We start from the raw sequence: 23,882 nt of genomic DNA, 5'->3' as shown, positions 1-23,882 counted from the left end.
GCTGCCCGGATGGTTCGCCCGTGAGTGGACCTCTGCACGGCGTCAAGGTGATCGAGATCGCGAGCATCGGGCCGGGCCCGTTCGCGGCGATGCTGCTCGCCGACCTGGGCGCGGACGTGATCCGCATCGACCGCGCGGGCGGGGCGGGCAATCCGCTCGGCGAGGGCGCGTGGAACTTCATGCACCGCGGGCGGCGGTCGGCGGCGGTGAACCTCAAGAGCGGCGGCGGGCGCGAGCTGATCCTGCGGCTGAGCGAACGCGCCGACGCGCTGATCGAGGGCTTCCGGCCGGGCGTGATGGAGCGGCTGGGCCTCGGCCCCGACGACGTGCTCGCCCGCAACCCGAAGCTCGTCTACGGCCGCATGACCGGGTACGGCCAGGACGGGCCGCTGAGCGCCGTCGCCGGGCACGACCTGAACTACCTCTCGATCGCGGGCGTGCTCGGCGCGATGGGCCGGACCGGCGAGAAGCCGCCGATCCCGCTCAACCTCGTCGCGGACTTCGGGGGCGGCGGGATGCTGCTCGCGCTCGGCGTCGTCAGCGCCGTGCTTGAGGCGCGCACGTCCGGGCAGGGCCAGGTCGTGGACGCCGCGATGGTCGAGGGTAGCGCGCTGCTGGCGACGATGTTCCACGCCATGCGCGCCGCCGGGCTGTGGAACGACACGCCAGGCACGAACCTGCTCGACTCGGGCGCGCCGTTCTACGAGGTCTACGCGACGCGCGACGGCAAGTGGATGGCCGTGGGCGCGCTCGAGCCGCAGTTCTACGCCGAGCTGCTGCGGCGGCTCGAGCTCGACGCGGACGCGTTCCCGCAGTGGGACCAGCCGCGCTGGCCCGAGTACAAGGCGCGCTTCGCGACGGTCTTCGCCACTAAGACCCGCGACGAGTGGGCGGCGCTCCTCGAAGGCGCCGAGGCGTGCGTCACGCCCGTGCTCGGCCTGACCGAGGCCGCCGAGCATCCGCACAACGTCGCGCGCGAGGCCTTCGTGACGGTCGACGGGAAGGTCCAGCCGGCGCCCGCGCCGCGCTTCTCGCGCACGCCCGCGGCGGTCTCAGGTCCCCCGAGCGAGCCCGGCGCCGACACCGACGCCGTCCTTGCCGACTGGGGCATCGACGACGTCACCGCTCTGCGTGACGCTGGGGCCGTCACGTAGCGCGTCCATCCGTCTGCGGCGTGGCGCGCTCGCCTCGCGGATCAGGATCTTGATCACGGCCGCGAACGGCACGGCCAGGATCGCGCCGACGATCCCCAGCAGCGAAGAGGCGATCAGCACGGCCACGATCGTGGTGAACGCCGTCAGCTCCACCGCCCGCCGGTAGACGATCGGGTAGACGATGTAGTTCTCGACCTGCTGGTAGATCAGCTGGATCACCAGCATGATCACCGCCTCGCCGGTGCCGACGGTGAGCGCGACGGCGACGAGGATCACCGCCGCGACCGTCGCGCCGACCTGCGGGATCAGGTCCAGCAGGCCGGTGATGACGGCCAGCACGACCGGGAACGGCAGGCCGAGCAGCCAGGCCGAGACGCCGGCGATCGTGCCCGCGACGAGGCTGATCGCGAGGTTGCCCAGCAGCGAGGAGGAGATCGCGCGGATCGACTCCTCGACCACCGGGCTCCAGCGCTGCTCGGCCTCGGGCGGCGCGAACCCGAACAGCCAGCTCGTGATCTGCGGGCGCTCCATCAGCAGGAACAGCGACAGGAAGGTCAGCGTCACGAGGCTCAGCACCGAGCCGAAGACGCCGCCGGCGGCGCCGAGCAGCGCGGTCGCCGCGTCCGGGAGCTCCTTCGCGATGTCCGCGAACCAGTCGCGCACCTTGTCGTCGAAGCCCGCCGTGCTCGAGACGTCCGCGAACCAGTCGGTCGCCTGCAGGTCCTCCCACATCTCCGGCAGCGCGCGCAGGAACTCCTCGATCTGGTTCCACACGGGGCCGACGGTCACCAGCACGAGCGTGAACACCGACGCGAACAGGCCCGCGAACACCAGCAGCGCGGCCTTTCCGCGCCCCCAGCCGCGCTGCACGAGCCGTGTCACCACGGGGTCGAGTCCGAACGCCAGCACCGCCGCGAGGAAGATCGACAGCAGCGTGCCGAGCGACAGGATCGCCAGGACGACCAGCAGGCCGAAGACGAGGATGGTCGTGAGGGTCTTGACCCCGATCACGATCTCGACGCGCTGTGGCCGCACGTGTCGCACGATGCTGGCCCGGCGGGCGATACCGCCTCATCCCCTCGGGGTGACAACCTACTAAGGGCCCGGCTGCTTTAGGTTCGCGCATGGTGCGCGGCGGAGGTGGGCAACCAAGAGGAAACGCCATGTCGACCACCGGTGAACACCCAGCCTTGCAGCACGAGCCCGACGAGAACGCGGATGCGGTGGAGCACCAGGCTCCCGACATCACGTACGACGAGCAGTTCTATCCCGCCCGTCCGAAGCGCTTCCGCCCGTCGGCACGCCGCTCGTTGCGGCGCCGCCTCGCGGACCGTCGCGGCGGTGAGGAGCTGGCCGACAACCGTGAGTACGTCGAGTGGCTGGTCGAGGAGTCGATGCTCTACGACGCCAACCGGCTCGCCACGCAGCTGTCCGGCACGGGCAGCATGTGGCAGAACCCGTTCGCGCACCCGGACCCGCGCGCGGCGGTCGAGCGCGCGTCGGTGTGGTTCACGGCCTACCCGCTGAGCTTCGTCACGCGCCAGGGCGAGTCGTACCTGTCCGCGCTCGCCGACCGCGGGCTGTGGGAGGCGTTCCGCCGGATCGGCATCGATGCCGTGCACACCGGGCCGGTCAAGCTCGCCGGCGGCCTGAACGGGCGCCGCCTGACGCCCTCGATCGACGGCCACTTCGACCGCATCTCGATGAACGTGGACCCGGAGTTCGGCACCGAGGAAGAGTTCCGGATGCTGTGCGCCACCGCGGCCGAGTACGAGGGCACGGTGATCGACGACATCGTCCCGGGCCACACCGGCAAGGGCGCCGACTTCCGCCTGGCCGAGATGGGCCACCAGGACTACCCGGGCATCTACCACATGGTCTCGGTCGCGCCCGAGGACTGGGACCTGCTGCCCGAGGTGCCCGAGGGGCGCGACAGCATCAACCTGGACGCCGACACCGAGGCGGTGCTCGAGCGCCGCGGCTACATCATCGGCCGCCTGCAGCGCGTGATCTTCTTCGAGCCCGGCATCAAAGAGACCAACTGGTCGGCCACGCGGGCCGTCCTGGGCGTCGACGGCGTCGAGCGGCGCTGGGTCTACCTGCACTACTTCAAGGAGGGCCAGCCCTCGATCAACTGGCTCGATCCGTCCTTCAGCGGCATGCGACTGGTGATCGGGGACGCGCTGCACGCGCTCGCCGACCTGGGCGCGGGCGGCCTGCGCCTGGACGCGAACGGCTTCCTCGGTGCGGAGAAGAGCGCGGAGGAGGAGCCGGCGTGGTCGGAGGGCCATCCGCTCTCGGAGGCCGCGAACCACTTCATCGCCTCGATGATCCGCAAGATGGGCGGGTTCTCCTTCCAGGAGCTCAACCTGTCGATGGACGACATCAAGAGCATGGGCGAGTCGGGCGCCGACCTGTCCTACGACTTCGTCAACCGGCCCGCGTACCACCACGCGCTGGTGACCGAGGACACCGAGTTCCTGCGGCTGACGCTGCGGCTCGCGATGGACATGGGCATCGACCCCGCGTCACTAGTCCACGCGCTGCAGAACCACGACGAGCTCACGCACGAGCTCGTGCACTTCTCGACGGTCCATCGCGACCAGTGCTTCGAGTGGCACGGGGAGCAGGTGCGCGGCGAGGACCTGGCCGAGGAGGTGCGCCAGACGCTCAACGCGCGGCTCACCGGCGTGCGCGCGCCCTACAACCGCACGTTCACCACCAACGGCATCGCCTGCACGACGGCGACGGTGATCGCCGCGACGCTCGGCATCCGCGACATCGCGCTGATCACGCCCGAGGAGCGCGACCGGATCAAGGACGTCCACCTGCTGCTGGTGATGTTCAACGCCATGCAGCCGGGCGTGTTCGCGCTCAGCGGCTGGGATCTCTCCGGGATGCTGACGGTCGACGCGGCGGCGGTCGCGGACCTGATCGCCGACGGCGACACGCGCTGGCTCAACCGCGGCGGGCACGACCTGCGCGGCGTCCCCGACCCGTCGAGCGAGGGCCACATGCCGGCCGGCCGCTCCCTGTACGGCTCGCTGCCCGAGCAGCTCGCTGACCCGGCGTCGTTCGCCTCCGGCCTGCGGCGGATCCTCGACGTGCGGGGCCAGCACGGGATCGCGACCGCCAAGCAGATCGACATCCCCGACGTGTCCAACAAGGCCGAGCTGGTGATGGTCCACGAGCTCGACGGCGGGCAGCTGCAGATCACGGCGCTGAACTTCTCGGCCGAGGAGATCGCCGGCTCGGTGCGCTCCGAGCACCTGCCCGGCGGCGCGCTGCTGACGGACATGTTCACGGGCGAGGAGCTGGGCACGGTCGACGACCTGCACTCGTTCAGCCTCACGATCTGCGGCTACTCCGGGCGCTGCCTCCTGGTCACGCCGCCGCGATGAGTTTCGCGGCGGCACGCCGTCGTCGTCGTTGACAGACGTTTCTCACCGCGCGAGCGGCTGCGCGCCAGATGATCACGCAGGACACCGGCGGCGTGATCCTGTTCTTCGGTGGTGACGGCGACCCGCCGCGCGGGTTCCAGCTCGGGGCGCTGCAGACTGGGTTCGCGGCGGTCGAGGCGATGCGCCGGCAGCTCGCGGTGGAGCTGGGCGCGCACGGCATCCGCACCGTCACGCTGCGCTCCGGCGGCGTTCCCGAGTCGATCCCGGACGCGTTCGACGGCAAGGCGGAGATCGCGGAGAGCCTGGTCGCGTCGACGCTGCTGGGTCGCGCGGCGACGCTCGAGGACGTCGGGCACGTGGCCGCGTTCGTCGCTTCCGACCGCGGTCGCACGATGACGGGGGCGACCGTGAACGTGAGCAGCGGCGCATTGCTCGACTAGGAGTTCCTAGAATCCCGCGCCGATGCCAACGGTGGCGGCCCGTGCGCACTGGGAGCTGCCGGCAGAGCCGGAGAGCGTCACGCTGTCCCGAGGGCGAGTGCGGACGTTCGCGCAGGAGCACGGCGCGTCCGCGGAGGACGTCGTCGATCTCACGCTCGCCGTGACCGAGGCGGTCACCAACTCGGTCATCCACGGCTTCCTCGACCGCGAGCCGGGCGTCGTGCGCGTGACGGTCAGCACCGCCGCGGACGAGCTGACCGTCGTCGTGTCCGACAACGGGCGTGGGATGCAGCCGCGGGCGGACTCGCCCGGGCTCGGGCTCGGGCTGCCGACGATCGGCCGGCTCGCGGCGCACGTGGACCTGCGCGAGGCCCAGGGCGGCGGCACCGAGCTGTCGATGACGTTCGCGACGCCGGGCGTGCTGGGACCCGAGCGGGCGGAGAGCGGCGCGGACGTGCGGCGCGAGACCGAGCTGCTGGACGCCGTCACCCGGATGGCGCAGGGCGCGTGGCCGGGGGAGGGGGTCGAGCGGCTCGTGGACCTGCTCGTGCCCACGGTCGCCGACGCGTGCGCGGTCGACGTGATCGCCGCGGACGGCGCGCCCGAGCGCTTCGCCGGCCGTGTCGGCGGCTCGGACGAGCACTCACGCTGGCTGGCGACGTTGCGCCCGCGGTCCGACGCCGCGCGCTCCGCCACGCGCGCCGCTCTGGCGGACGGCGAGCCGCACGTCTCCGAGCTCACCCTGGACCTGATCGAGCGGCTCACGACCAGCCCGGAGGACGCGGCGACGATGGCCGCGACCGGCATCCGCTGGTGGGTCGTGATCCCGCTGCGCGAGGGGCAGCGCCTGCTCGGCCTGCTGCACTTCGGCCTGCTGCCCGCGCGAGCCCGGCCGTCGGAGGCGGTCGTCGGGTTCCTGGCCGAGCTCGGCGTGCGCGCGTCCGCCGCGCTGGCCCGCACCCAGCTGATCGAGGAGCTGCGCCGCACCCGCCACCGCTTCGAGCGCGTGCTGGACGTGCTGGGCGAGGCCGTGATCGTGCGCGACGCCGACAGCCGCCTGGTCTACGCGAACGAGGCCGCGGCGCGGCTGTTCGACGTCGAGCGCCCGTCGGAGCTCAACGCGCTCAGCGGCGAGGACATCTTCTCGCGCGTCGTGATGGTGCGCCCGGACGGCACGCCGCTCGCGCTCGACGAGCTGCCCTACCGGCGGCTGCTGGTCGGGCTGGACGCGCCGCCGCTGCTGTGCCGGATGGGTGAGCGCTGGCTGCTGGTGAAGGCGTCGCTGCTGGACGAGGGCGAGCGCCTGGTGGTCTCGGTCATCGACGACGTGACCGGCGCGCGCTAGTGGCCTGAGTCGGAAGTTCGCGTGCGCATAGCGGGCCCGATCGTCGTGGCTGGGTCCGGCGGTGATTCCAGCGCATACTGGTGGTACGTGCGGGATCGCCGGCGGCCGCCAGGCGCGGCGAGACGTCCGGTAGGCGCCCGCGAACTTCTGATTCAGGACACTCTGTCGGCCGGGAAGAACAGCTCGACGCGGATCTCCTGCAGCGTGACGTCCTGCGGCGTGCCGACCGTGGTGACGAGGCTGAAATAGCGCACGTCGAGGTCGTCCTTGACGAAGTGGACGGGGACGACGGGCGAGGCGGGACGGGCGAAGTCGGGCGGGGCATCCGGCCGGATCTCCTCGAGCAGCGCCTGGGTCCTGGGGTCCGGAACGCCGCCGACGGCTTCCCGGTACACGCGGGCGAGCAGCGCGTCGCCGGTCGCGTCGAAGTTCGCGACGTGCGGGCGGAGCGGCCCGAACATGAGCCGGATCACGTTCGCCGGCTCCGGTGGCGGGCCGTCGAGCAGGCAGGTGAACAGCGCCGTCGCCGCGGCGTTCGCCTGCTGGATGTCCCAGTGGTGGTCCATGACGACCGCCGGGTACGGCTCCTGCTGGGCGAGCATCCGGTCCAGCGCGCGCTGGACCTGGCTCAGCGCGGGCGCGTCCAGACCGGTCTCGCGGTACTGCGGCGCGTAGCCGGCGGCGAGCAGCAGCTGGTTGCGCTCGCGGAGCGGCACGTCGAGCGCGCGGGCGACGCGCAGCACCAGCTCGCGCGACGGCTCCGCGCGACCGCTCTCCACGAAGCTCACGTGCCGCTGCGTCGTGCCCATCTCCGTGGCGAGCACGAGCTGGCTCATCCGGCGCTCGCGCCGCCAGTGGCGCATCAGCGTGCCGACGGGGCTGGCCATGGCCCGGACTGTACGCGGGCGGAGGGCGCGATTCGATTCCCTCGCGGGGAATTGAGCCGCGACCGCGCGCGGCGGACGCTGCCGGGCATGTTCACCGTCCACACCGCCACGTCCGCCCCCGCCGGCTCCCGCGACGCGCTCGCCGCCCTGGAGCGCAACGTCGGCTTCATCCCGAACCTCGCCGGGGTCATCGCCGGCTCCCCGGTCGCACTCAATGGCTTCGTGGGGATGCAGAGCGCGCTGCGCGGCAGCCGGCTCACGGCGTTGGAGCGCGAGGTCGTCGGCCTCACCGTGAGCCGGGTCAACGACTGCGCGTACTCGCTCGCCGCCCACTCGCGGTTCGCCGCGGCGGCGGGAGCGTCGGAGGGTCTGCTCGCCGCGGTGCGCGACGGCGCGTCGCTGGAAGACGAGCGCCTGGAGCGCCTGCGCGCGTTCACCGAGGACGTCCTGGCCGAGCGCGGCCACGTCGCCGCGGCGTTCGACGCCGAGGAGACGCTCGAGGTGCTCACCCAGATCGCCTACACGACGCTCGCCAACTTCGCGGCCGACGTCTCCGGCGCCCCGGTCGACGACGCCTTCCGCGCACTCGTGTAGCGTCAAGGAGGTGTCCCGCCGCCTGCAGCTCGTCACCGTCGCCGCCGTTCTGACGGCTCTGCTCGTGGCGGGGTACCTCCTGCTGCTGCGCCCCGAGTCGCTGACGCTCACCGTCACCGACACGTACAACACCGACTCCTCGGGCGCGCACCCGCTGCCGGAGCAGGAGCAGCGCCCGGAGACCCTCACCACGCGCTGGGTGGTCGCGAAGAGCGGGCTCACCTACCAGGCGCGCGAGGGCAAGTTCGAGCTCGGCAAGACCTACACGTGCACGGTCCACCACCCGAGCTCGGGCCTCGAGCTGCGGGGCTGCAAGGCGGCCTGAGCCGTGGCGTCCTATGCCTTGAATGAGGCGGGCGTGGCGCGAGCACGCGAGCTGATCGACGCCCGCCAGTACGTGCTGGATTCCGAGTGGGGCGACGTCCAGCCCAACGCGGAGGCGCAGAACGCCTACCTCGAGCGCCACTCCTGGGACGAGTACGCGGCCTGGCACCTCGGGCTCACCGAAGGCGCGAACGACGAGACCAAGGCCCGCTTCGCGTTCGTCTACGGCGACTTCCGGCGCATCCACCGCTCCGGCCTGATCGCCTGCGTGTACCGGGCCGCGGAGTGGCGCCACAAGGCGGTCGAGCTCGCCGCGCACGACCTCCTGCAGCACCTGGACGAAGTCAGCGGCTGAGCGCGGCCCGCTCCACGGGGAAGTCGAAGAACGTCTCCGGGAACGGCTCGTCACGCAGCGTGAAGTGCCACCACTCCTCCTTGAGGCCCTTGAAGCCGGCGTCGTACATCGGCTCGCGGAGCAGGAGTCGGTTCTGGTGCTGCTCGTCCCCGACGCGCGCGTTGTAGGTGTGCGAGAGCGGATCGAAGCAGTCGTAGCCCGTGCCCATGTCCAGCGAGTTGTCGCCGAACCGGACGCCGGCCTTGGCGGTGCAGTCGCGCAGCCGCTCGCCGCGGGTGTACTGCTCCTGCTTGCGCGGCGGCGTGCGGACGAGGGTCAGGTCGACGGTGCTGCCGCGGCTGTGGCCGGACTGCGCGGCGATGTAGCCGTCCTTGAAGAGCCGGTTCTTGCGCACGCGCGGGTAGAACTCGGCCTTCATGCGCGTGTCGTCGAGGTCCTTGGCCCAGGCGACGAACGCGTCGACGGAGCGCTGCGGGCGGTAGCAGTCGTAGACCTTCAGCGTCAGGCGGGACTTGCTGACCCGCTCCTGCACCCGCGCGAGCGCCTCAGCGGCCTGGCGGGTGAGGATGCAGGTGTTCTCGCGGTAGCCGGGCACGCGGCGACCGAGGAAGTTGTGCGTCGTCCGGTAGCGCATCTCGACGACGATGGTCGGCGCGACGTCGTGCAGGTCGACGAACGCGCCGGCCGGGGCGGTGGGGGTCGGCGTCTGGCCCGCCGCGGGGGCCGCGACCACGAGGAGCGCCACGGCGGCGGCGAGCAGGAGGCGGCGGGTCATGGGCCGCTCATACCCGCGATCACCAGGGGACGACGCCCGCGTCGTCGAAGAAGCCGCCGCGCGGGCCGTCGTCCGGCAGCGTGGCGAGCCGGATCGCGATCGCGGCGCCCTGCTCGGCGGTCCTTGGGGCGTTGAAGCCGGTGAAGTCGGTCGCGACGTAGCCCGGGCAGCAGGCGTTGACGATCACGGCGGTCTCGGCGAGCCGGCGGGCGTACTGCGCCGTGAGGCTGTTGAGCATCGACTTCGACGGGGCATAGGCGGCCATGATCGGGCCGGTCTGCAGCGTCAGCGAGCCCATGTTGCTGGAGACGTTGACGATCCGCGGCGCGTTCGCGCGCTGCAGCAGCGGGAGCATCGCGTTCGTCACGCGGACGACGCCGAACACGTTCGTGTCCAGCACGGTGCGGAGGACGTCGAGGTCGAGCGTCGTCGGGTCCTGCGCGCCGTCGTCGAAGCGGCCGGAGATCCCGGCGTTGTTGACGAGCACGTCGAGGCCTCCGGTCAACTGCTCGGCAGCCGCGCTGACGCTGTCGTCGTCGGTGACGTCGAGCGCGACGCCGAACGCGTCGACGCCCGCGGCCTGCAGTCGCTCGACGGCCGCCGCGCGGCGGGCGTCGTCGCGCGCGCCGACCGCGACCGTGAAGCCGATCGCTCCGAGGCCCTGCGCGATGGCGAAGCCGATGCCCTTGTTCGCGCCGGTGACCAGCGCGGTCTTCTTCTCGTTCACGAACGTCATGCTGGGCGGGTCGGGCGCGGGTTTCCAAGACCATCTCGGTACGCCCTGATACCCGGTGGGTATCAGGCGCTAGGCTCGGTCCGTGCACGACCTCGAGACCCGTGAGCTGCGGTACTTCGTCGCGGTCGCCGAGGCGCTCCACTTCGGGCGCGCCGCCACCGCGCTCGGGATCGCGCAGCCGCCGCTCTCGCGCGCGATCCGCCAGCTCGAGCAGCGGCTCGGCGTCCAGCTCTTCGTGCGCGACCGGCGCGGCGTCGCGCTCACCGACGCCGGCCGCGTGCTGCTGCGTGAGGCCCGGCCGGCGCTCGACGCGATCGCGGCCGCGGCGCGGCGGACGCAGCGCGCGGCCGACCCGGAGCGGCCGCTCGTGCTCGTGACCAAGGCCGGGGCGTCCCACGCGCTGCTGCAGCGGCTGCTCGACGCGTCGACGGCGCCGATCGAGGTGCTGCTGTGCGAAGTCGGAGAGCAGGCGCGGTTCCTGCGCGACGGGCGCGCCGACGTGGCCGTCATGCATCGGCCGGTCGACGACCTGGCCGGCTTCGACACCGAGGACCTGCTCACGGAGCCCCAGGTCGCGATCGTGCCGGCGCAGCACCCGCTCGCGGCGCGCGAACGGCTCACGTTGGCGGAAGCGGGCGCCGTCGCGGACTTGCCGATCGCGCGCTGGCCGCGGCTCGACGGCTCCTACCCGGACGGGCCCGGGCCGGAGGTGCGCACCCAGTCGGAGATCGCCCAGCTGGTGGCGCTCGGGCGGACGTTGCTCGTCATCCCCGCCTCCAGCCGCGCGTGGCAGTGGCCCGAGCACGTCGCGGTGCCCGTCGTCGACGCGCCGGAGATCACGACCGTCCTCGCGTGGCCGGCGGGCAGCCGCGTTCCGGCGGTCGCCGCGCTCGTGCGTTCGGCCGCGGCGCTCAGGTGATCGTGGTGAGGAAGTCGGCGAACGCGCGGTCGGTGCGGTCGGCGTCGCCGGTCGCGTCGAGGTCCATCAGCAGGCCACGGATGACCGCGAGCACGACCGTGGCCAGCTCCGGCCGGCCGAGCGTGCGCAGACCCTCCTCCAGCGGCGCGAGCCAGTCGGTGGTCGCGCCCTTGCGGAACCCGGGCCACAGCGGCTCGCCGGCGGTGTCGTGGAGGCGGCCGAACATGCGCAGATACGGGCGCCCGAGCGGGCCGGCCATCCCGGACCACGCCCGGCTCAACGTCGCCGTGTACGGCTCGTCGGCGCGCACGCGCAGCAGGTCCGTGAACGCGTCGAGCTGGCGCTGCCGTGCCTGTCCGAGGATCTCGCGGAGCAGGTTGTCGCGCGTGTCGAAGTGGTAGATCAGCATCCGGCTCGAGGCGCCGGTGGCGGTCGCCAGCGGGCCGAGCCGGTCGGGCAGCCCGTGCGCGAGCGCGTAGTCCGTGCAGGCGTCGAGGAGGCGCTGCTTGATCTCCGGTTGCGGATGCCTCCCCACGGCGCCACTTTTTCACGTAACGATCGGTTCGTCTACCGTCGCTTGTCATGAGAGTCGTCTTCGTGCATGGCGCGTGTGTCAAGGACGGGTCGTGGTGGTGGCACCCGACCGCGGAGCTGCTCGCCGAGCAGGATGTGGCCAGCGTGGCTCCGCTCCTGCCGAGCTGCGGCGAGTCCGGCGAGCCGGTCGGCGCGGAAGGACCGGGGCTGAGCGCGGACGTCGCCGCGGTCCGGGCGGTGCTGATGGCGAGCGACGAGCCGACCGTCGTGGTCGCCCACAGCTACGGCGGCATCATCGCCGCCGAGGCCGCGGCCGGCGTCGACAGCGTGCGCCACCTGCTGCTCATCTCCAGCTACCTGCCCGAGGTCGGGGAGAGCCTGTCCACGTTCGGCGGCGAGGCGCCGGCCCCGTTCCTCGAGGTGGATCCCGAGGGCGGCACGTTCACCGTCCGCGCCGACGACCTGGTCGGGACGTTCCTGCAGGACTGCGGCCCGGAGCTGCAGCGCGAGGCGCTCGAGAAGATCGCCCGGCAGAGCGTCGCGGTGCTCCAGCAGCCGGTGGAGACGGCGGCCTGGCACCACATCGACACGACGTACCTCGTGTGCGCCGAGGACCGCGGCACGCCCGCGGACCGCCAGCGCGAGTTCGCGCGCCGCGCGGGCCGCGTCGTCGAGCTCGACACCGGCCACCACCCGTTCCTCTCCCAGCCGGCCGCCGTCCGCGACCTGATCGTGAGCCTGTGAGCCTACGTAAACGGACTCATAGTCCGTATCTGCTAGCTTCCATCAAATGGAACTTCAGTCCGTTTATCTGGAAGGCGCCTACCTGAGCGACCCCGTGCACTCGAACGTGGGCTTCGCGATCAAGGCCGCCGGGCTCGCCGGCTTCCGCAGCGCGTTCGGCGCGTTCGACGCCCGGCTCGAGGACGGCGTGCTGAGCGGGAGCGGCGAGCTCGACTCGCTGCAGATCCGCGAGCCGCACCTGAAGGCCACGCTCCTGTCGTCGCAGTTCTTCGACGCCGCCAGCCACCCGAGCGTCACCTTCACCTCCAGCGCGCTGCGCGTGGACGAGGCCGGCGGCCTGGAGCTCGACGGCGAGCTGACCATGCACGGGGAGACGCGTCCCGTCACGGCGCGCGGTGAGCTCGCCACGGGCCAGGACCCGAGCGGCGGTGAACGCGTCGCCTTCGACCTGAAGGCGCAGATCGACCGGCGCGAGTTCGGGATCGACTGGCAGCAGAAGCTGCCCAACGGCGCCGACGCGGTCGGCTGGAACGTCGCGCTCGAGGTGCAGCTCCAGCTGGTCAAGCAGGACTGATCTAGGCTGGCCCTCCCGTGCGGGCCGACGCAGCGAGAAACCACGAGAGGATCCTCCAGGTCGCGGGCCGGCTGTTCGCGGAGCGCGGCGTCGAGCACGTGACGATGGACGAGATCGCGGCCGCGGCGAACGTCGGCAAGGGCACGCTCTACCGTCGCTTCGGCGACCGGGCGAACCTCGCGGTCGCGCTCTTGAACGCCGACCAGTCGGCCTTCCAGGAGGCGTTCGTGCGTGGCGCGCCGCCACTGGGGCCCGGCGCGCCGCCGCGGGAGCGCCTGTCGGCGTTCTTCGCGGCGCTCAGCGACCACATACGCGAGTACGGCGAGCTGATCGCGGAGGCGGAGCGCTCGGTGCCGGCGGGGGAGCGCTTCACGTGGGGCGTCTACACCGCCTGGCACGCGCACGTGCGGATGCTCCTCGCCGAGCTCGACCCGCCGCTCGACGCCGACGTGCTCGCGCACGTGCTGCTCGCGCCGCTGCGCCCCGACGCCCACCGGGACATCACCGCGGGCAGCGACCGCCGGCGGCTGCTGGGCGCCATCGATGTGCTGCTCGACGGGCTCGATCGCCGGAGGCGCTGATCGTTCAGGATCTGACCGCCGCACGGGATCGCTTGCGCTCGGATGGCCTTGTGTGTTCAGCTAGCAAACATGAGGTGGACCCTGGCCCTGTTGGTGGTCGCGCTTGTGGTCGCCGCGCCGGCCTCCGCGCAGTCCCCGGCGCCCACGGTCGTGCGGTTCGACGCCGGCGATCCGCCCGGGGTGTACAGCGCGACGCTCGCTGACCACGGGCCGGGCTGTCCGGGGCAGCCGGTGTTCGACGACAGCGTCCCCGTCAGCGCGCCGACGTTCCTGTTCGCGCCCTGCCGGCCGACGCTGCGGCTGTCGTTCCCGTCCGCGCAGGCGTCGGTCCAGGTCATGGTGCGAGCGCTCGTGCTGCCCGCGAGCCAGCTCGTCGCGAAGGCCTACTCGGCGGCGGGCCTGCCGCTGGGGGCCGTGACGGTGAGCGATCCGTCGAGCTGGAAGCCGGTGAGCCTCGCGACGCCGGACGGTGCCGCGTCGATCGCCTACGTCGACGTGCGCGCGGAGGGCGCGAACGTGGGGGTCGACGATCTCGCGCTGTCCACACGTCCGCAGCCGGACACGAACCTGCTCGTTCCCGGGCTCCGGAGCGACGCGACGGAGGCGCGGTTCTCGTTCGCCGCCAACCGCCCCGACGTCAGGGAGTGGCGCTGTGCCCTCGACGGCGCCGCGTTCTCGCCCTGCACGCCCCCGGTCATCTACACCGGCCTCGCCCCAGGGCCGCACCGCTTCCGCGTGGCGGCGGTCGACCTCTACGGGGCGATCGACGCGTCGCCCGCCGAGTATCTGTGGACGGTCAGCGAGCCGGCGTCGGACCCGTCGACCCCCGGGGGCAAGCCGGTCGTCGACGCCGGGATCCTGCCGAGCGCGCTCCCCGACCTCGACGGCGACCAGATCCCCGACGCGCAGGAGACCCTGCCGCTCGGCAACGTGCCGCCGATCGCCGGCGAGCGCGCCCTCGCGCGGCTCGTCTCCGGCACGGTCTACGTCAAGCTGCCGGGCCTGCGGCAGGCCGGCCCGCTCTCCGGGTTCGTGCCGCTGAAGGGCGTGGCGGCGCTGCCAATCGGGACGATCGTCGACGCGCGCCGCGGCACGCTCGCCCTCGAGACCGCCGCGGACGGCCGGGCGGCGACCGACCGCCTACACCGGCTCAGCCAGTCGCGCCTGTCGGCCGCGATCTTCCAGATCCGCCAGGCGCGCTTGCGCCGCGCCTCGCTCCGGGCACGCGCCATCACGACCCAGCTGGTGCTGGTCACACCACCCGCGGCCGACGTCGGCTGCCGCCGCCTCCCGCCGGCGAAGGGCGTCGTGCGCAGCCTCACGGCCACGGTCACGGGCCTCGTGCGCGTGTCCGGCGGCGGCAGCTACGGCGTCGGCCGCAACGCGCAGTGGCGCACGATCGACCGCTGCGGCAGCACCACGACCCAGGTCAAGCGTGGCTCCGTGCGCGTGTACGACAAGGGAAGCCGCCGCACGATCACCGTCCGCGCCGGCCGGCGCTACGTCGTCAAAGCCAAGCTCTTCCAGGCCCGCAAGGGTCGCGCGCGGTCCGCCCGCCTGCCCAGATGAGACGCGGCTGATTCCGACCGGCGGTCCATACAGACGACCGCCTCCGCCGTACAGGATCGACGGCGGGTCCAACTGAAGAGAGGGAACTCTTTGAAACGCTCTATCAGCGCGCTTCCGCTGGCGGCTGCGGCAGCGCTCGTCGCCGCCTCGCCCGCGGGCGCGGTCAACACGGTCACGACGGCCAACGGCGCGAACTGGCAGATCCACGACGCGGCGCCGCCGATCCTGGACACCGGCAGCATCCGCGCGATCAGCGACAACGCCTTCTACGGGTTCGGCGGCATCCGCGTCAAGGTCGCCGACGTCCCCGCGACCGATCCGACCGGGCGGCTCAACGGCGAGCTGATGCGCGGCTTCGGGCTCGCGTTCGACGGGGAGGACTCGTTCGCGACGACGACGCCCGTCGGCCTCGGCGGCGTGGCCATCAGCCGCACGATCAAGGTCTCCAAGCCGGGCAACTGGACGCGCTGGCTGGACACGTTCGCGAACACGACGGGCCGCACGATCACGGTCGACGTCAGCTTCGGCGGCACCGCCGGCCTGAACACCACGAACAACCAGAGCAAGGTCGCTTCGACCTCCTCGGGTGACGCGGCGATCGACAACGCGGACACGTGGGTCTCGATCAACTCGCCGAACGCGGCGGGCGTCAGCTCGCGCGGCCCGAGCGCGGTCGTCACCGGCACCCAGCAGGGCACGGGCAACTTCCAGCGCGACCCGTTCGGCGCGGCGCTGCCCGCGGCCGGCCTGGAGTCGAACTTCTACGGCTACCGCAACACGATCACGCTCGCTCCGGGCCAGACCAAGTCGCTCCTGCGCTACGTGGTCGCGGGCCGCACGGAGACGACCGCGACGATCGGCGCGCAGACGTCGGCGGTGGGCGCCGCGGCGGCGACCCTGTCGGGCACGCCCGACCTCACCGGCCTCAGCGCGAGCGCGCTGTGCACGGTCACCAACTTCACGCTCGCCCAGGACTGCGCGACGACGCCGCTGCCGGCCGTCCCCGCGCTGCCCGACGCGAAGCTCAAGACGACGGCGTCCGGCTACGACGTGGTCGACAAGTCGATCACGCAGCTCGCGAACGACATGGCGAGCGGTCTGACGACCTCGGTCGAGATCACGCGCGCGTACCTGGACCGGATCGCGGCCTACGACCAGGGCCAGTTCGGCTTCCACGCCTTCATCACCGTCGCCAAGGACGCGCTGGCGCAGGCGCAGGCGGCCGACGTCGCCCGCGCGCAGGGCGTCAAGAGCGACCTGCTCGGCGTGCCGGTGATCATCAAGGACCTCTACGACACCAAGGACATGCCGACCACGGACGGCAGCCTCGCGTTCGAGGGCTGGCAGCCCAAGCGCGACGCCGGTCAGGTCAAGCGCCTGCGTGACGCGGGCGCGATCATCCTCGGCAAGGGCAACCTGTCCGAGTTCGCCAACTCCGGCTCCTACAGCGAGTCCGGCTACGGCATGGTCTGGAACGCGTTCAAGCCGTCCAAGACCTCCCTGGGGTCGAGCGGTGGTAGCGCCGTCGCCGTCGCGACGTCCCTCGCCGGCTTCGGCATGGGTTCGCAGACCGGCGTGTCCCTGTACGCGCCGTCCACCGGCGCCTCGCTGGTGACCCTGCGCGGCACGGACGGCATCGCCTCCGGCGCCGGCGTCATGCCGCTCACGTGGCTGCAGGACTTCGCGGGCCCGATCGCGCGCACCACGAGCGACATCGCCCGGATCCTGAACGTCACGACGGGCACCGACCCGGACGACATCGCCACCGTCCACGCCGACGCGGACGCCAAGCGCCCCGCCGACTGGAAGGTCGCGCTCGACAAGGACGCGCTCAAGGGCAAGCGGATCGGCTACATCCCGAGCTCGTTCACCAGCGCCGGCAGCTACGGCCAGGCCGACGGCACGGTCGAGGCGGTCATGGCCAAGTTCGCCGACATCACGGCCGCGGGCGCGACGATGGTCGAGCTGACCACGAACCCGCCGAGCGGCCCGAGCGGCCCGACCCTGTCCGGCAACCGCGCGGAGGAGGGCTGGCAGCAGTACTTCGACCTGCACGAGAACCCGCCGTACAAGACCGCGAGCGAGATCCTGAGCTCGCCGAAGGTGCTCCCGTACAACCGCCAGACGGTCGCCGCGCGCGCCCGCCTGACGGCCGCCGACAACCAGGCGATCATGCTCAACCGCGACGAGTACAAGGCGCGGATCAAGACCTGGATGGACACGAACAACGTCGACGCCGTCGTCTACCCGGGCTTCCGCTCGGACGTCTACGACAACGACGGCGCGCAGACGCTGTCGAGCGACCGCAACAGCGGCGTGCTCACGTCCAACGTCGGCCTGCCGACCCTGGTGCTCCCGATCGGCGCCAACCCGCACGGCGACCCGATCTCGATCCAGTTCGTCGGCCGCGCGTTCGAGGACGCGAAGATGCTCGGCTTCGGCTACGCGCTCGAGCAGCAGCTCGGCGGCAAGGGCCACCTCGCGCCGGACACCGCGCCGCGCCTGACGGTCGCCAAGGACACGCCCGGCACGATCGGCGGCACCGTGCCCGCGACGCTCGCGCTCGGCCTGAGCGGCCCGGCGACGTTCGGCGCGTTCACGCCCGGCGTCGACCGGGAGTACACGGCGACCACCAAGGCCAGCGTGATCTCCACCGCGGGTGACGCGACGCTCAGCGTCTCCGAGCCCGGCTTCCTGACCAACGGCGCGTTCAGCCTGCCCGAGCCGCTGCAGGTGGCGTTCTCGAAGGCGACGTGGTCCGGCCCGACCAGCAACGAGAACGTGGACGTCACGTTCAAGCAGCTGATCAAGCGCACCGACGCGCTGCGGACCGGCAGCTACAGCAAGACGCTGACGTTCACGCTCAGCACGACCAACCCGTAGTCGGTGTTCGCGCCGCCGTCACTCGCCCGGCCAGGGCGGGTGCGGCGGCGCGGACATGATCTCCACCTGGTGCCCGGCGGGGTCGCGCACGAACGTCCGCGGCGCGTTCCACGCGTTCGTGCCCTCGCGCATCGGCACGTCGCGCTCGGCCATCGCGCGCAGCACGTCCTGGTAGTCGGGCGCGACGATCGCGACGTGGCCCTCGCGGGCGGGCTGCGTCGGGTCGTCGGTCGGGACGAAGTGGATCTGCGTGCCCTCGCGCTGGACCCACGTGAAGCGGTCGCGCAGCAGCGGCGGCGGGTCCATCTCGTCGAAGCCGAGCAGCGCCCAGAAGGCGACGCAGTCTCGGACCTTGTCGGGGGCGACTTCAAGCGTGACGTGCTGGAGCATGCTCGCCGAAGCCTCGCACAGAACCGCTACCGCTTGAGCTTCCCCGCGACCGTCAGCTTCTGGCGGGTGAGCGCGTACTGGACGCCCGTCGCGCGCTTGGGGAGCTTGGCCTTCAGCTTGAGCCGCACGATCACCGTGCCGCCTTCGCGGACCGAGAAGGCCTTGCTCGCCAGGCGCTTGCCGGACCGGCGCAGGACGAGCGTGTCGCCGCACGGACCGCCGGCGCAGCGCAGCTTGACGGTGAGCTGACCGCCGCTCGCGCGCTTGGGCAGCGGGCCCAGGAACTTCAGCGTGCCGCGGGCGCCGGTCGGCTTGCCCGCGCGGGGGTCAGGCTGGGGGTCGACGGTGCCGGGGGAGTTCGGGATCGGCGTGTCGACCGGCGGCGTGAGCGGCGCCGGGATGAACCGCTCGGCCCAGGCCCACGTGCTGTTGCCGCCCGCGACGAGCAGCGTGTTGTCGCTCAGCCCGATGGCGGCGTGGCCGGAGCGCGGGAGCGCGAGCTCGCCGGTGAGCGCCCACGTGCCGCGCGCCGGGTCGAAGACCTCGGCGGTGAGGTCACCCACGATCGCCACGCGTCCGTCGCTGAGCGCGGCGAGGACGGAGCTCGAGCGCGCCTTGGTGAGGTCGGCGCCGCGCGTCCACGCGCGCGTCGCCGGGTCGAAGATCTCGGTCGTGCGGGTCGTGCCGCCGGTGACGAGCACGCGCCCGTCCGGCAGCAGCGCGGCGCCGGCTCCGGCGCGCGCCTCGGCCATCGCGGCCACCGGCGTCCACGCGTTCGCGGCCGGGTCGTAGAGCTCGGCGCTCGCGACCGCCGCGCCGCCGCTCGTGCCGCCCGCGACGAGCACCGTGCCGTCGCGCAGGCGGGCGATCGCGGGACGGACGCGGACGGCGTTGACCGGCGCGGTGAGCGCCCACGCGGCGCCCGTCCAGACCTCGGCGCCCTTGTCCGGTGCACTGGTCCCGTCACCGCCGACGACGAGCACACGGCCGTCGGCGAGCGCGACCGCGGCGTGCCGGGAGCGGATCACGTTCAGCGTTCCCGCCGCGGTCCACACGCCGCCCGCGTAGAGGTCGGCGGTCGTGCCGCCGGCGACCAGGACGCCGCCGCCGGGCAGCGTGGTCGCGGTCGGCGCAGAACGGGCGGAGCGCATCGGCGCCGCCGGTGACCAGGCGTTCGCTCGCGGGTCGAACAGCGCCGCCGTCATCAGCGCCCCGGGGGCCTGACCGCCCGCCACGAGCGCTTGCCCGTCGGGCAGCACGGCGATCGCGGGTTGCGTCGTCGTGGAGGGCATCCGCCCGGCGAGCGACCACTGGTTGAAGTTCGCCGAGGCGGGGGAGGCGAGCGCCGCGAAGGCGAGCACCGTGAGCGTCAGGGTCCGTCCTGTCATGTGCGGCGTATTGAAGCCACCGCTCAGAGAAGCTCAACCGAACAGATGTCGAGCGTGAACTCGTAGGGAACTCTTCATCTCCTCTTCGCTTGCCCCGCGACCGTTTTCGCGGTCATGGCGACGAGGTCGAAGCAACGCCCGCGAGCGGCGATGAAGGTCCGTGGGCCGAAGGTGGCGCTGCCGCGTCGCCGTCGGCGTCGTTCCGGCAAGCGCCGGCCAGGCGCGCTCACCGGGATTTTGGCCGTGCTGGCCGCGGCGGCGGTGGTCGCGGCGGTGCTGAGTATCGGCAGCGAGAGCGCCGGCGTGCAGGTGTCCGAGCGGACCGTCACGGTCGCGCGCGGCGTGATCGAGACCGTGGTGTCCGGCAGCGGCAACCTCGAGCCGGCCCGCCAGGCCGAGCTCGACTTCGCCACGAGCGGCCGGATCACGAAGATCTATACCTCCGAGGGGGCGCACGTCAGCAAGGGCGAGCTGCTCGCCCGCGTCGACGACCGCAGCGCGCGGGTCGCGCTCGCGAAGGCGCAGGCCGACCTCGTCGACGCGCAGGACGCGCTCAGCGACGCGCTCGAAGCCGAGTCCACGACCACGACCGCGTCGACTACCTCCGTCGAGGACGACGGTACGGCGATCGCGGTCGTCGCCCAGGCCACGCCCGCGCCCTCCGCGGCGCCGGCTCCGTCCGCCGCGCCCGCGCCGTCCGCGAGCGCCACCCCGTCGGCCACCGGCACCCCGGAGGCCACGCGCACCCCGGCCGCCACCGCTACCCCCCAGACCGGCGGTGGCGGCTCGGGCGGTGCCACCCAGGGCGGGGGCTCCACCCAGGGCGGGGGCTCCGCCCAGAGCGTCGAGTCCGCCCAGGCCGCGGTCGCCAGCGCGGAGCTCGCGCTCGACGAGGCCGAGGACGGGCTGGAGGCCACGCGCCTGCGCGCGCCGATGGCCGGCACCGTGGCCTCGCTCACCGGCGCGGTCGGCGACACCGCGGGCTCCGGCAGCACCGGCGCCGCTGCGGGCGGCGGCAGCGACACCAGCTCCACCGCGACGAGCTTCATCACCCTCGCCGCGCTCTCGCGCCTGAAGATGGAGGTCGGACTCAGCGAGGCCGACATCGGCAAGGTCGAGGTCGGCCAGTCCGTCACGGTCGCCGTCAACGCGGCGTCCGACGAGCAGGTCGCGGGCAAGGTCACGAGCGTCGGCGTGCTCTCGAGCTCGAGCGACAGCGGCTCGGTGAGCTACCCGGTCGTGGTCACGCTCGACCAGTCCGCGGACGGCATCCGCGCCGGGATGAGCGCGACGGCGGACATCGTCGTCGACCGCGCGACCGGCATCGCGGTGCCGAGCCAGGCGCTGCGCGGCTCCTCCGTCACCGTCGACAGCAATGGCCGGCGCGAGACGCGCCGCGTCCAGACGGGCGTCGTGGGGGAGAGCATGACCGAGGTCGTGAGCGGCCTCGAGGCCGGCGAGAAGGTCGTGATCACCTCCACGAGCGCGATCCAGGGCGCCGTGACCAACGCGCAGGGCACCGGGCAGCAGCGTCAGGGTCTCGGGGGCGCGGGCGGCCTCGGCGGCGGCGCGGGTGGTGCGCGAGGCGGCTTCGGTGGCGCAGGCGGCGGCGGTGGCTTCACACCTCCGGCCGGCGGGTTCGGCGGCGCGCGGGGCGGGCCGTGAGCGAGCGTCCGGTCATCCATCTGCGCGACGTCACGCGCGAGTACCGGGTGACGGAGGAGGTCGTCGTCCACGCGCTGCGCGGCGTCTCGCTGCGGATCGACCAGGGCGACTACGTGGCCGTGATGGGCAGCTCGGGCTCCGGCAAGTCGACGCTCATGCACATCCTCGGCTGCCTGGACTCGCCCACCGCGGGCCGGTACGAGCTGGACGGCGTCGACGTGCGCGACATCCCCGAGGACGACCTCGCCGACCTGCGCAACCGCAAGATCGGCTTCGTCTTCCAGGCCTTCAACCTCGTGCCGCGCACGACCGCGCTGGCCAACGTCGAGCTGCCGCTGACCTACGCGGGCGTGCCGCGCGCGACCCGTCGTGCGCGAGCCGCGGCCGCACTGCGCACCGTCGGCATGGGCGAGCGACTGCACCATCAGCCGTCCGAGCTCTCCGGCGGCCAGCAGCAGCGCGTCGCGGTGGCGCGCGCGCTCGTCACCAACCCGCCGCTGATCCTCGCCGACGAGCCGACCGGCAACCTCGACTCGCACTCGACGGCCGAGGTCCTCGACGTGTTCGAGCGCCTGCACAACGCCGGCCGGACGATCGTGCTGATCACGCACGAGGAGGACGTCGCCGCGCGGGCGCAGCGCACGATCCGGCTCGCCGACGGGCTCGTCCTCTCCGACACCGCACAGCAGGCGTTCGCGGCGTGAGCGCGCGCGAGATCTTCCGGATCGCGCTCGGCGGCGTCGCGGCGAACAAGCTGCGCTCCGGCCTGACGATCCTCGGCATGACGATCGGCGTCAGCGCCGTGATCATCCTCGTCGCGGTCGGCAACGGCTCGCGCAACGAGGTCCAGGCGTCGATCAACTCGCTCGGCTCGAACGTCCTGCTCGTGCAGCGCGCGTTCGGCGGCGACGTCACCTTCACCCAGCGCGACGCCGACGCGCTCGCCGACGAGTTCAACGCGCCGGACGTCAAGCGCGTCTCGCCGGTCGTCAACGCCACCGGCACCACGTTCCTCGCGGGCCAGGAGAGCTACGAGCCGAGCTCGGTCGTCGGCACCGTCCCGGCCTACGCGCAGACGCGCTCGTACGAGCTGCAGAGCGGCGCGATGTTCACCGCCGAGGACGTGTCCCGCCACCGGCGCGTGGTCGTCCTCGGGCCGACGGTCGTGCAGAGCCTGTTCTCCGGCGCCGACCCGGTGGGGGAGAGCGTGCGCATCAACGGCACGAGCTTCCAGGTCGTGGGAGTGACGGCGTCCAAGGGCTCGAACGGAACGCAGGACCAGGACGACGTCGCGCTCGCGCCGGTGACCGCCGTCCAGGACGCGATCACCGGCTACGCGTCCGGCTTGAGCTCGATCACGGTCGAGGCGCGGTCCGGCGACGTGCTCGACGCCGCCCAGGCCGAGGTGACCTCGATCCTGACGACGCGCAAGCAGAGCGCGGACAGCTTCCAGGTCATCAACCAGAGCTCGATCCGCGAGGTCGCCACCGCGTCCACCGACGTCTTCACGACGCTCCTCGGTGCCGTCGCCGCGATCTCGATGCTCGTCGGCGGGATCGGCGTGATGAACATCATGCTCGTCTCGGTCACCGAGCGCACGCGCGAGATCGGCATCCGCAAGGCGATCGGCGCGCGGCGCGCGGACATCCTCGCCCAGTTCCTCACCGAGGCGGTCGTGATCAGCGCGTTCGGCGGCGTCACGGGCGTGGTCGTCGGCATCGTCGGCAGCCAGTTCGAGATCGCGGGCGTAGAGCCGGCGATCGCCGCGTACAGCGTCGCGCTCGCGTTCGGCGCGTCCGTGCTCTCCGGCCTGTTCTTCGGCACCTATCCCGCAGGGCGCGCGGCTCGCATGCGCCCGATCGAAGCACTGCGGTTCGAGTAAGGAGTGACATGACCGACGAAGACTTGCTCTCAGAGCCGCTGCCGGTGCGCACGCGCGGGCGGCTCGTGACCGGCGCGGGCGCCGCCTGTGCCGCCGTGGCGATCGGCGCGCTGGGCTTCCTGGGCGGGGTGCACGTGCAGAAGGCCCAGGGCGACTCGGCGGCGCCGGGCGCGGGCCGGATGGGCGCGTTCCCCGGTGCCGGCGGCTTCGGCGGCGCGGCCGGCGGCGGCCAGGGCGGCCAGACCCAGTCCGACGCGACGACCGGCGAGGTCGCGAGCGTGGACGGGACGACGTTCTACGTGCAGGACGCGAGCGGCAACACGATCCGCGTGCGCGCGGACGAGAAGGCGAAGGTCTCGCGCAACGCGGTGGCCGACGCCGAGGAGATCCACCCGGGCGACACGGTCGTCGTCACGGGTCGCACCGCGAGCAGCGGGACGGTCGTCGCGACCTCGGTCGTCGCGACGGCGAGCAATGCGGGTCGATGAAAGGACACGAGATGGAAGAGGAAGTGCAGGAAGGCGGCATCAGCTGGATCGCGATCGTCGCGGTGGTGGCGATCGTGGTCGCGGCGATCGCGTTCTTCGCGGGCCGGGCGCTCGCGGGCGGCGGCGGGCCGGAGACGCTCAGCGAGGCGGTCGCGCAGGCGCAGGCCGGCGACCTGCCGTGCGGTGACGTGCCCGAGGTGCCGACGCCGGGCGCCGACGCGACCGGTGCCGGCGGCCCGCCCGAGGGCGGCGCG

At 72.7% G+C, this 23,882-nt stretch carries 23 protein-coding genes and 2 pseudogenes; 18 read left to right on the top strand and 7 right to left on the bottom strand.

All coding sequences use genetic code 11. The annotated features are described in order from the left end of the window. The first annotated feature begins 20 nt into the window (after positions 1-20). A complete protein-coding gene (locus OJ997_RS24105; RefSeq protein WP_270027810.1) occupies positions 21-1,154 on the top strand; it encodes a CaiB/BaiF CoA transferase family protein in 1,134 nt (377 codons plus the stop codon). Here the strand turns inward: OJ997_RS24105 and OJ997_RS24100 are convergent. After that, positions 1,053-2,189, bottom strand: coding sequence for an AI-2E family transporter (locus tag OJ997_RS24100; RefSeq protein WP_270027809.1), 1,137 nt, complete (start codon positions 2,187-2,189; stop codon positions 1,053-1,055). The two genes, OJ997_RS24105 and OJ997_RS24100, sit on opposite strands and share 102 nt — an antisense overlap. Positions 2,190-2,317: 128 nt before the next feature. On the opposite strand from OJ997_RS24100, the gene treS reads away from it, so the two are divergent. The 3 genes and pseudogenes from treS (at position 2,318) to OJ997_RS24085 (ending at position 6,340) form a co-directional block, all read left to right on the top strand. Continuing rightward, complete coding sequence (treS, locus tag OJ997_RS24095) at positions 2,318-4,555, top strand: maltose alpha-D-glucosyltransferase (RefSeq protein WP_372517929.1); 2,238 nt, start codon at positions 2,318-2,320, stop codon at positions 4,553-4,555. 50 nt (positions 4,556-4,605) lie between these two features. Further along, positions 4,606-4,995: pseudogene (locus tag OJ997_RS24090) on the top strand (SDR family oxidoreductase); the annotation flags it as partial. Between the two features lie 22 nt (positions 4,996-5,017). Continuing rightward, entirely contained in the window at positions 5,018-6,340 is a 1,323-nt protein-coding gene (locus OJ997_RS24085; protein ID WP_270027807.1) for an ATP-binding protein, read from the top strand. 152 nt (positions 6,341-6,492) lie between these two features. Here the strand turns inward: OJ997_RS24085 and OJ997_RS24080 are convergent, their stop codons facing one another. Further along, entirely contained in the window at positions 6,493-7,227 is a 735-nt protein-coding gene (locus tag OJ997_RS24080) for an MmyB family transcriptional regulator (RefSeq protein ID WP_270027806.1), read from the bottom strand. Between the two features lie 51 nt (positions 7,228-7,278). On the opposite strand from OJ997_RS24080, the gene OJ997_RS24075 reads away from it, so the two are divergent. Genes OJ997_RS24075 through OJ997_RS24065 form a run of 3 tightly spaced genes read left to right on the top strand, consistent with a single transcriptional unit; the run spans position 7,279 to position 8,500 of the window. Next, on the top strand, positions 7,279-7,821 hold the full coding sequence (locus OJ997_RS24075; protein ID WP_270027805.1) for a carboxymuconolactone decarboxylase family protein: 543 nt from the start codon (positions 7,279-7,281) through the stop codon (positions 7,819-7,821). A gap of 10 nt (positions 7,822-7,831) precedes the next feature. After that, positions 7,832-8,146, top strand: coding sequence for a hypothetical protein (locus OJ997_RS24070; RefSeq protein WP_270027804.1), 315 nt, complete (start codon positions 7,832-7,834; stop codon positions 8,144-8,146). Positions 8,147-8,149: 3 nt separating this feature from the next. Next, positions 8,150-8,500: a hypothetical protein gene (locus OJ997_RS24065; RefSeq protein ID WP_372517928.1), complete on the top strand. Its 351-nt coding sequence runs from the start codon at positions 8,150-8,152 to the stop codon at positions 8,498-8,500. Here the strand turns inward: OJ997_RS24065 and OJ997_RS24060 are convergent. Together OJ997_RS24060 and OJ997_RS24055 are read right to left on the bottom strand one after the other, a co-directional pair. Then, entirely contained in the window at positions 8,490-9,275 is a 786-nt protein-coding gene (locus tag OJ997_RS24060; RefSeq protein WP_270027802.1) for a M15 family metallopeptidase, read from the bottom strand. The genes OJ997_RS24065 and OJ997_RS24060 overlap by 11 nt on opposite strands. 19 nt (positions 9,276-9,294) lie before the next feature. Then, a complete protein-coding gene (locus OJ997_RS24055) occupies positions 9,295-10,011 on the bottom strand; it encodes an SDR family oxidoreductase (protein WP_270027801.1) in 717 nt (238 codons plus the stop codon). A gap of 82 nt (positions 10,012-10,093) precedes the next feature. On the opposite strand from OJ997_RS24055, the gene OJ997_RS24050 reads away from it, so the two are divergent. Beyond that, entirely contained in the window at positions 10,094-10,930 is an 837-nt protein-coding gene (locus OJ997_RS24050; RefSeq protein ID WP_270027800.1) for a LysR family transcriptional regulator, read from the top strand. On the opposite strand, the gene OJ997_RS24045 is transcribed toward OJ997_RS24050, so the two are convergent. Beyond that, positions 10,923-11,465, bottom strand: coding sequence for a hypothetical protein (locus tag OJ997_RS24045; RefSeq protein ID WP_270027799.1), 543 nt, complete (start codon positions 11,463-11,465; stop codon positions 10,923-10,925). The genes OJ997_RS24050 and OJ997_RS24045 overlap by 8 nt on opposite strands. A 47-nt stretch (positions 11,466-11,512) precedes the next feature. On the opposite strand from OJ997_RS24045, the gene OJ997_RS24040 reads away from it, so the two are divergent. The 5 genes from OJ997_RS24040 (at position 11,513) to OJ997_RS24020 (ending at position 17,815) form a co-directional block, all read left to right on the top strand. Continuing rightward, positions 11,513-12,208 carry an alpha/beta fold hydrolase gene (locus tag OJ997_RS24040; RefSeq protein ID WP_270027798.1) on the top strand — a complete coding sequence of 232 codons (696 nt, stop codon included), beginning with the start codon at positions 11,513-11,515 and terminating at the stop codon, positions 12,206-12,208. 46 nt (positions 12,209-12,254) lie between these two features. Next, positions 12,255-12,782: a YceI family protein gene (locus OJ997_RS24035; protein ID WP_270027797.1), complete on the top strand. Its 528-nt coding sequence runs from the start codon at positions 12,255-12,257 to the stop codon at positions 12,780-12,782. Between the two features lie 17 nt (positions 12,783-12,799). Further along, on the top strand, positions 12,800-13,363 hold the full coding sequence (locus OJ997_RS24030) for a TetR/AcrR family transcriptional regulator (RefSeq protein WP_270027796.1): 564 nt from the start codon (positions 12,800-12,802) through the stop codon (positions 13,361-13,363). Positions 13,364-13,432: 69 nt separating this feature from the next. Then, positions 13,433-14,932 (top strand): hypothetical protein, encoded by a 1,500-nt coding sequence (locus OJ997_RS24025; RefSeq protein ID WP_270027795.1) that lies wholly within the window; start codon positions 13,433-13,435, stop codon positions 14,930-14,932. A gap of 90 nt (positions 14,933-15,022) precedes the next feature. Next, positions 15,023-17,815, top strand: a complete 2,793-nt coding sequence (locus OJ997_RS24020; RefSeq protein ID WP_270027794.1) for an amidase — start codon at positions 15,023-15,025, stop codon at positions 17,813-17,815. Positions 17,816-17,833: 18 nt separating this feature from the next. Here the strand turns inward: OJ997_RS24020 and OJ997_RS24015 are convergent, their stop codons facing one another. Next, positions 17,834-18,205 carry a VOC family protein gene (locus OJ997_RS24015; protein ID WP_270027793.1) on the bottom strand — a complete coding sequence of 124 codons (372 nt, stop codon included), beginning with the start codon at positions 18,203-18,205 and terminating at the stop codon, positions 17,834-17,836. A gap of 26 nt (positions 18,206-18,231) precedes the next feature. Continuing rightward, a complete protein-coding gene (locus OJ997_RS24010) occupies positions 18,232-19,593 on the bottom strand; it encodes a Kelch repeat-containing protein (protein WP_270027792.1) in 1,362 nt (453 codons plus the stop codon). A 114-nt stretch (positions 19,594-19,707) separates the two neighbouring features. Between OJ997_RS24010 and OJ997_RS24005 the strand changes: the two genes are divergently transcribed. From OJ997_RS24005 to OJ997_RS23985, 5 genes and pseudogenes are all read left to right on the top strand, one after another. Next, a complete protein-coding gene (locus OJ997_RS24005; protein ID WP_270027791.1) occupies positions 19,708-21,258 on the top strand; it encodes an efflux RND transporter periplasmic adaptor subunit in 1,551 nt (516 codons plus the stop codon). Then, positions 21,255-21,962, top strand: a complete 708-nt coding sequence (locus tag OJ997_RS24000; RefSeq protein WP_270027790.1) for an ABC transporter ATP-binding protein — start codon at positions 21,255-21,257, stop codon at positions 21,960-21,962. Before OJ997_RS24005 ends, OJ997_RS24000 begins: the two co-directional genes overlap by 4 nt. Next, complete coding sequence (locus tag OJ997_RS23995; RefSeq protein ID WP_270027789.1) at positions 21,959-23,140, top strand: ABC transporter permease; 1,182 nt, start codon at positions 21,959-21,961, stop codon at positions 23,138-23,140. Before OJ997_RS24000 ends, OJ997_RS23995 begins: the two co-directional genes overlap by 4 nt. An 8-nt stretch (positions 23,141-23,148) precedes the next feature. After that, positions 23,149-23,628 (top strand): DUF5666 domain-containing protein, encoded by a 480-nt coding sequence (locus OJ997_RS23990; protein ID WP_270027788.1) that lies wholly within the window; start codon positions 23,149-23,151, stop codon positions 23,626-23,628. Positions 23,629-23,639: 11 nt separating this feature from the next. Then, positions 23,640-23,882, top strand: a pseudogene (locus tag OJ997_RS23985) (hypothetical protein); the annotation flags it as partial.

It is taken from the genome of Solirubrobacter phytolaccae, from assembly GCF_027587195.1.
Classification (GTDB): domain Bacteria; phylum Actinomycetota; class Thermoleophilia; order Solirubrobacterales; family Solirubrobacteraceae; genus Solirubrobacter; species Solirubrobacter phytolaccae.
This window is presented reverse-complemented; position numbering and strand designations above follow the sequence as displayed.

Coding starts and splice junctions, on each gene's coding strand:
- OJ997_RS24040 (WP_270027798.1), top strand. CDS start 11,513: ATGAGAGTCGTCTTCGTGCATGGCGCGTGTGTCAAGGACGGGTCGTGG.
- OJ997_RS24005 (WP_270027791.1), top strand. CDS start 19,708: ATGGCGACGAGGTCGAAGCAACGCCCGCGAGCGGCGATGAAGGTCCGT.
- OJ997_RS24080 (WP_270027806.1), bottom strand. CDS start 7,227: ATGGCCAGCCCCGTCGGCACGCTGATGCGCCACTGGCGGCGCGAGCGC.
- OJ997_RS24085 (WP_270027807.1), top strand. CDS start 5,018: ATGCCAACGGTGGCGGCCCGTGCGCACTGGGAGCTGCCGGCAGAGCCG.
- OJ997_RS24055 (WP_270027801.1), bottom strand. CDS start 10,011: ATGACGTTCGTGAACGAGAAGAAGACCGCGCTGGTCACCGGCGCGAAC.
- OJ997_RS24025 (WP_270027795.1), top strand. CDS start 13,433: ATGAGGTGGACCCTGGCCCTGTTGGTGGTCGCGCTTGTGGTCGCCGCG.
- treS (WP_372517929.1), top strand. CDS start 2,318: ATGTCGACCACCGGTGAACACCCAGCCTTGCAGCACGAGCCCGACGAG.
- OJ997_RS24015 (WP_270027793.1), bottom strand. CDS start 18,205: ATGCTCCAGCACGTCACGCTTGAAGTCGCCCCCGACAAGGTCCGAGAC.
- OJ997_RS23990 (WP_270027788.1), top strand. CDS start 23,149: ATGACCGACGAAGACTTGCTCTCAGAGCCGCTGCCGGTGCGCACGCGC.
- OJ997_RS24060 (WP_270027802.1), bottom strand. CDS start 9,275: ATGACCCGCCGCCTCCTGCTCGCCGCCGCCGTGGCGCTCCTCGTGGTC.
- OJ997_RS24010 (WP_270027792.1), bottom strand. CDS start 19,593: ATGACAGGACGGACCCTGACGCTCACGGTGCTCGCCTTCGCGGCGCTC.
- OJ997_RS24035 (WP_270027797.1), top strand. CDS start 12,255: ATGGAACTTCAGTCCGTTTATCTGGAAGGCGCCTACCTGAGCGACCCC.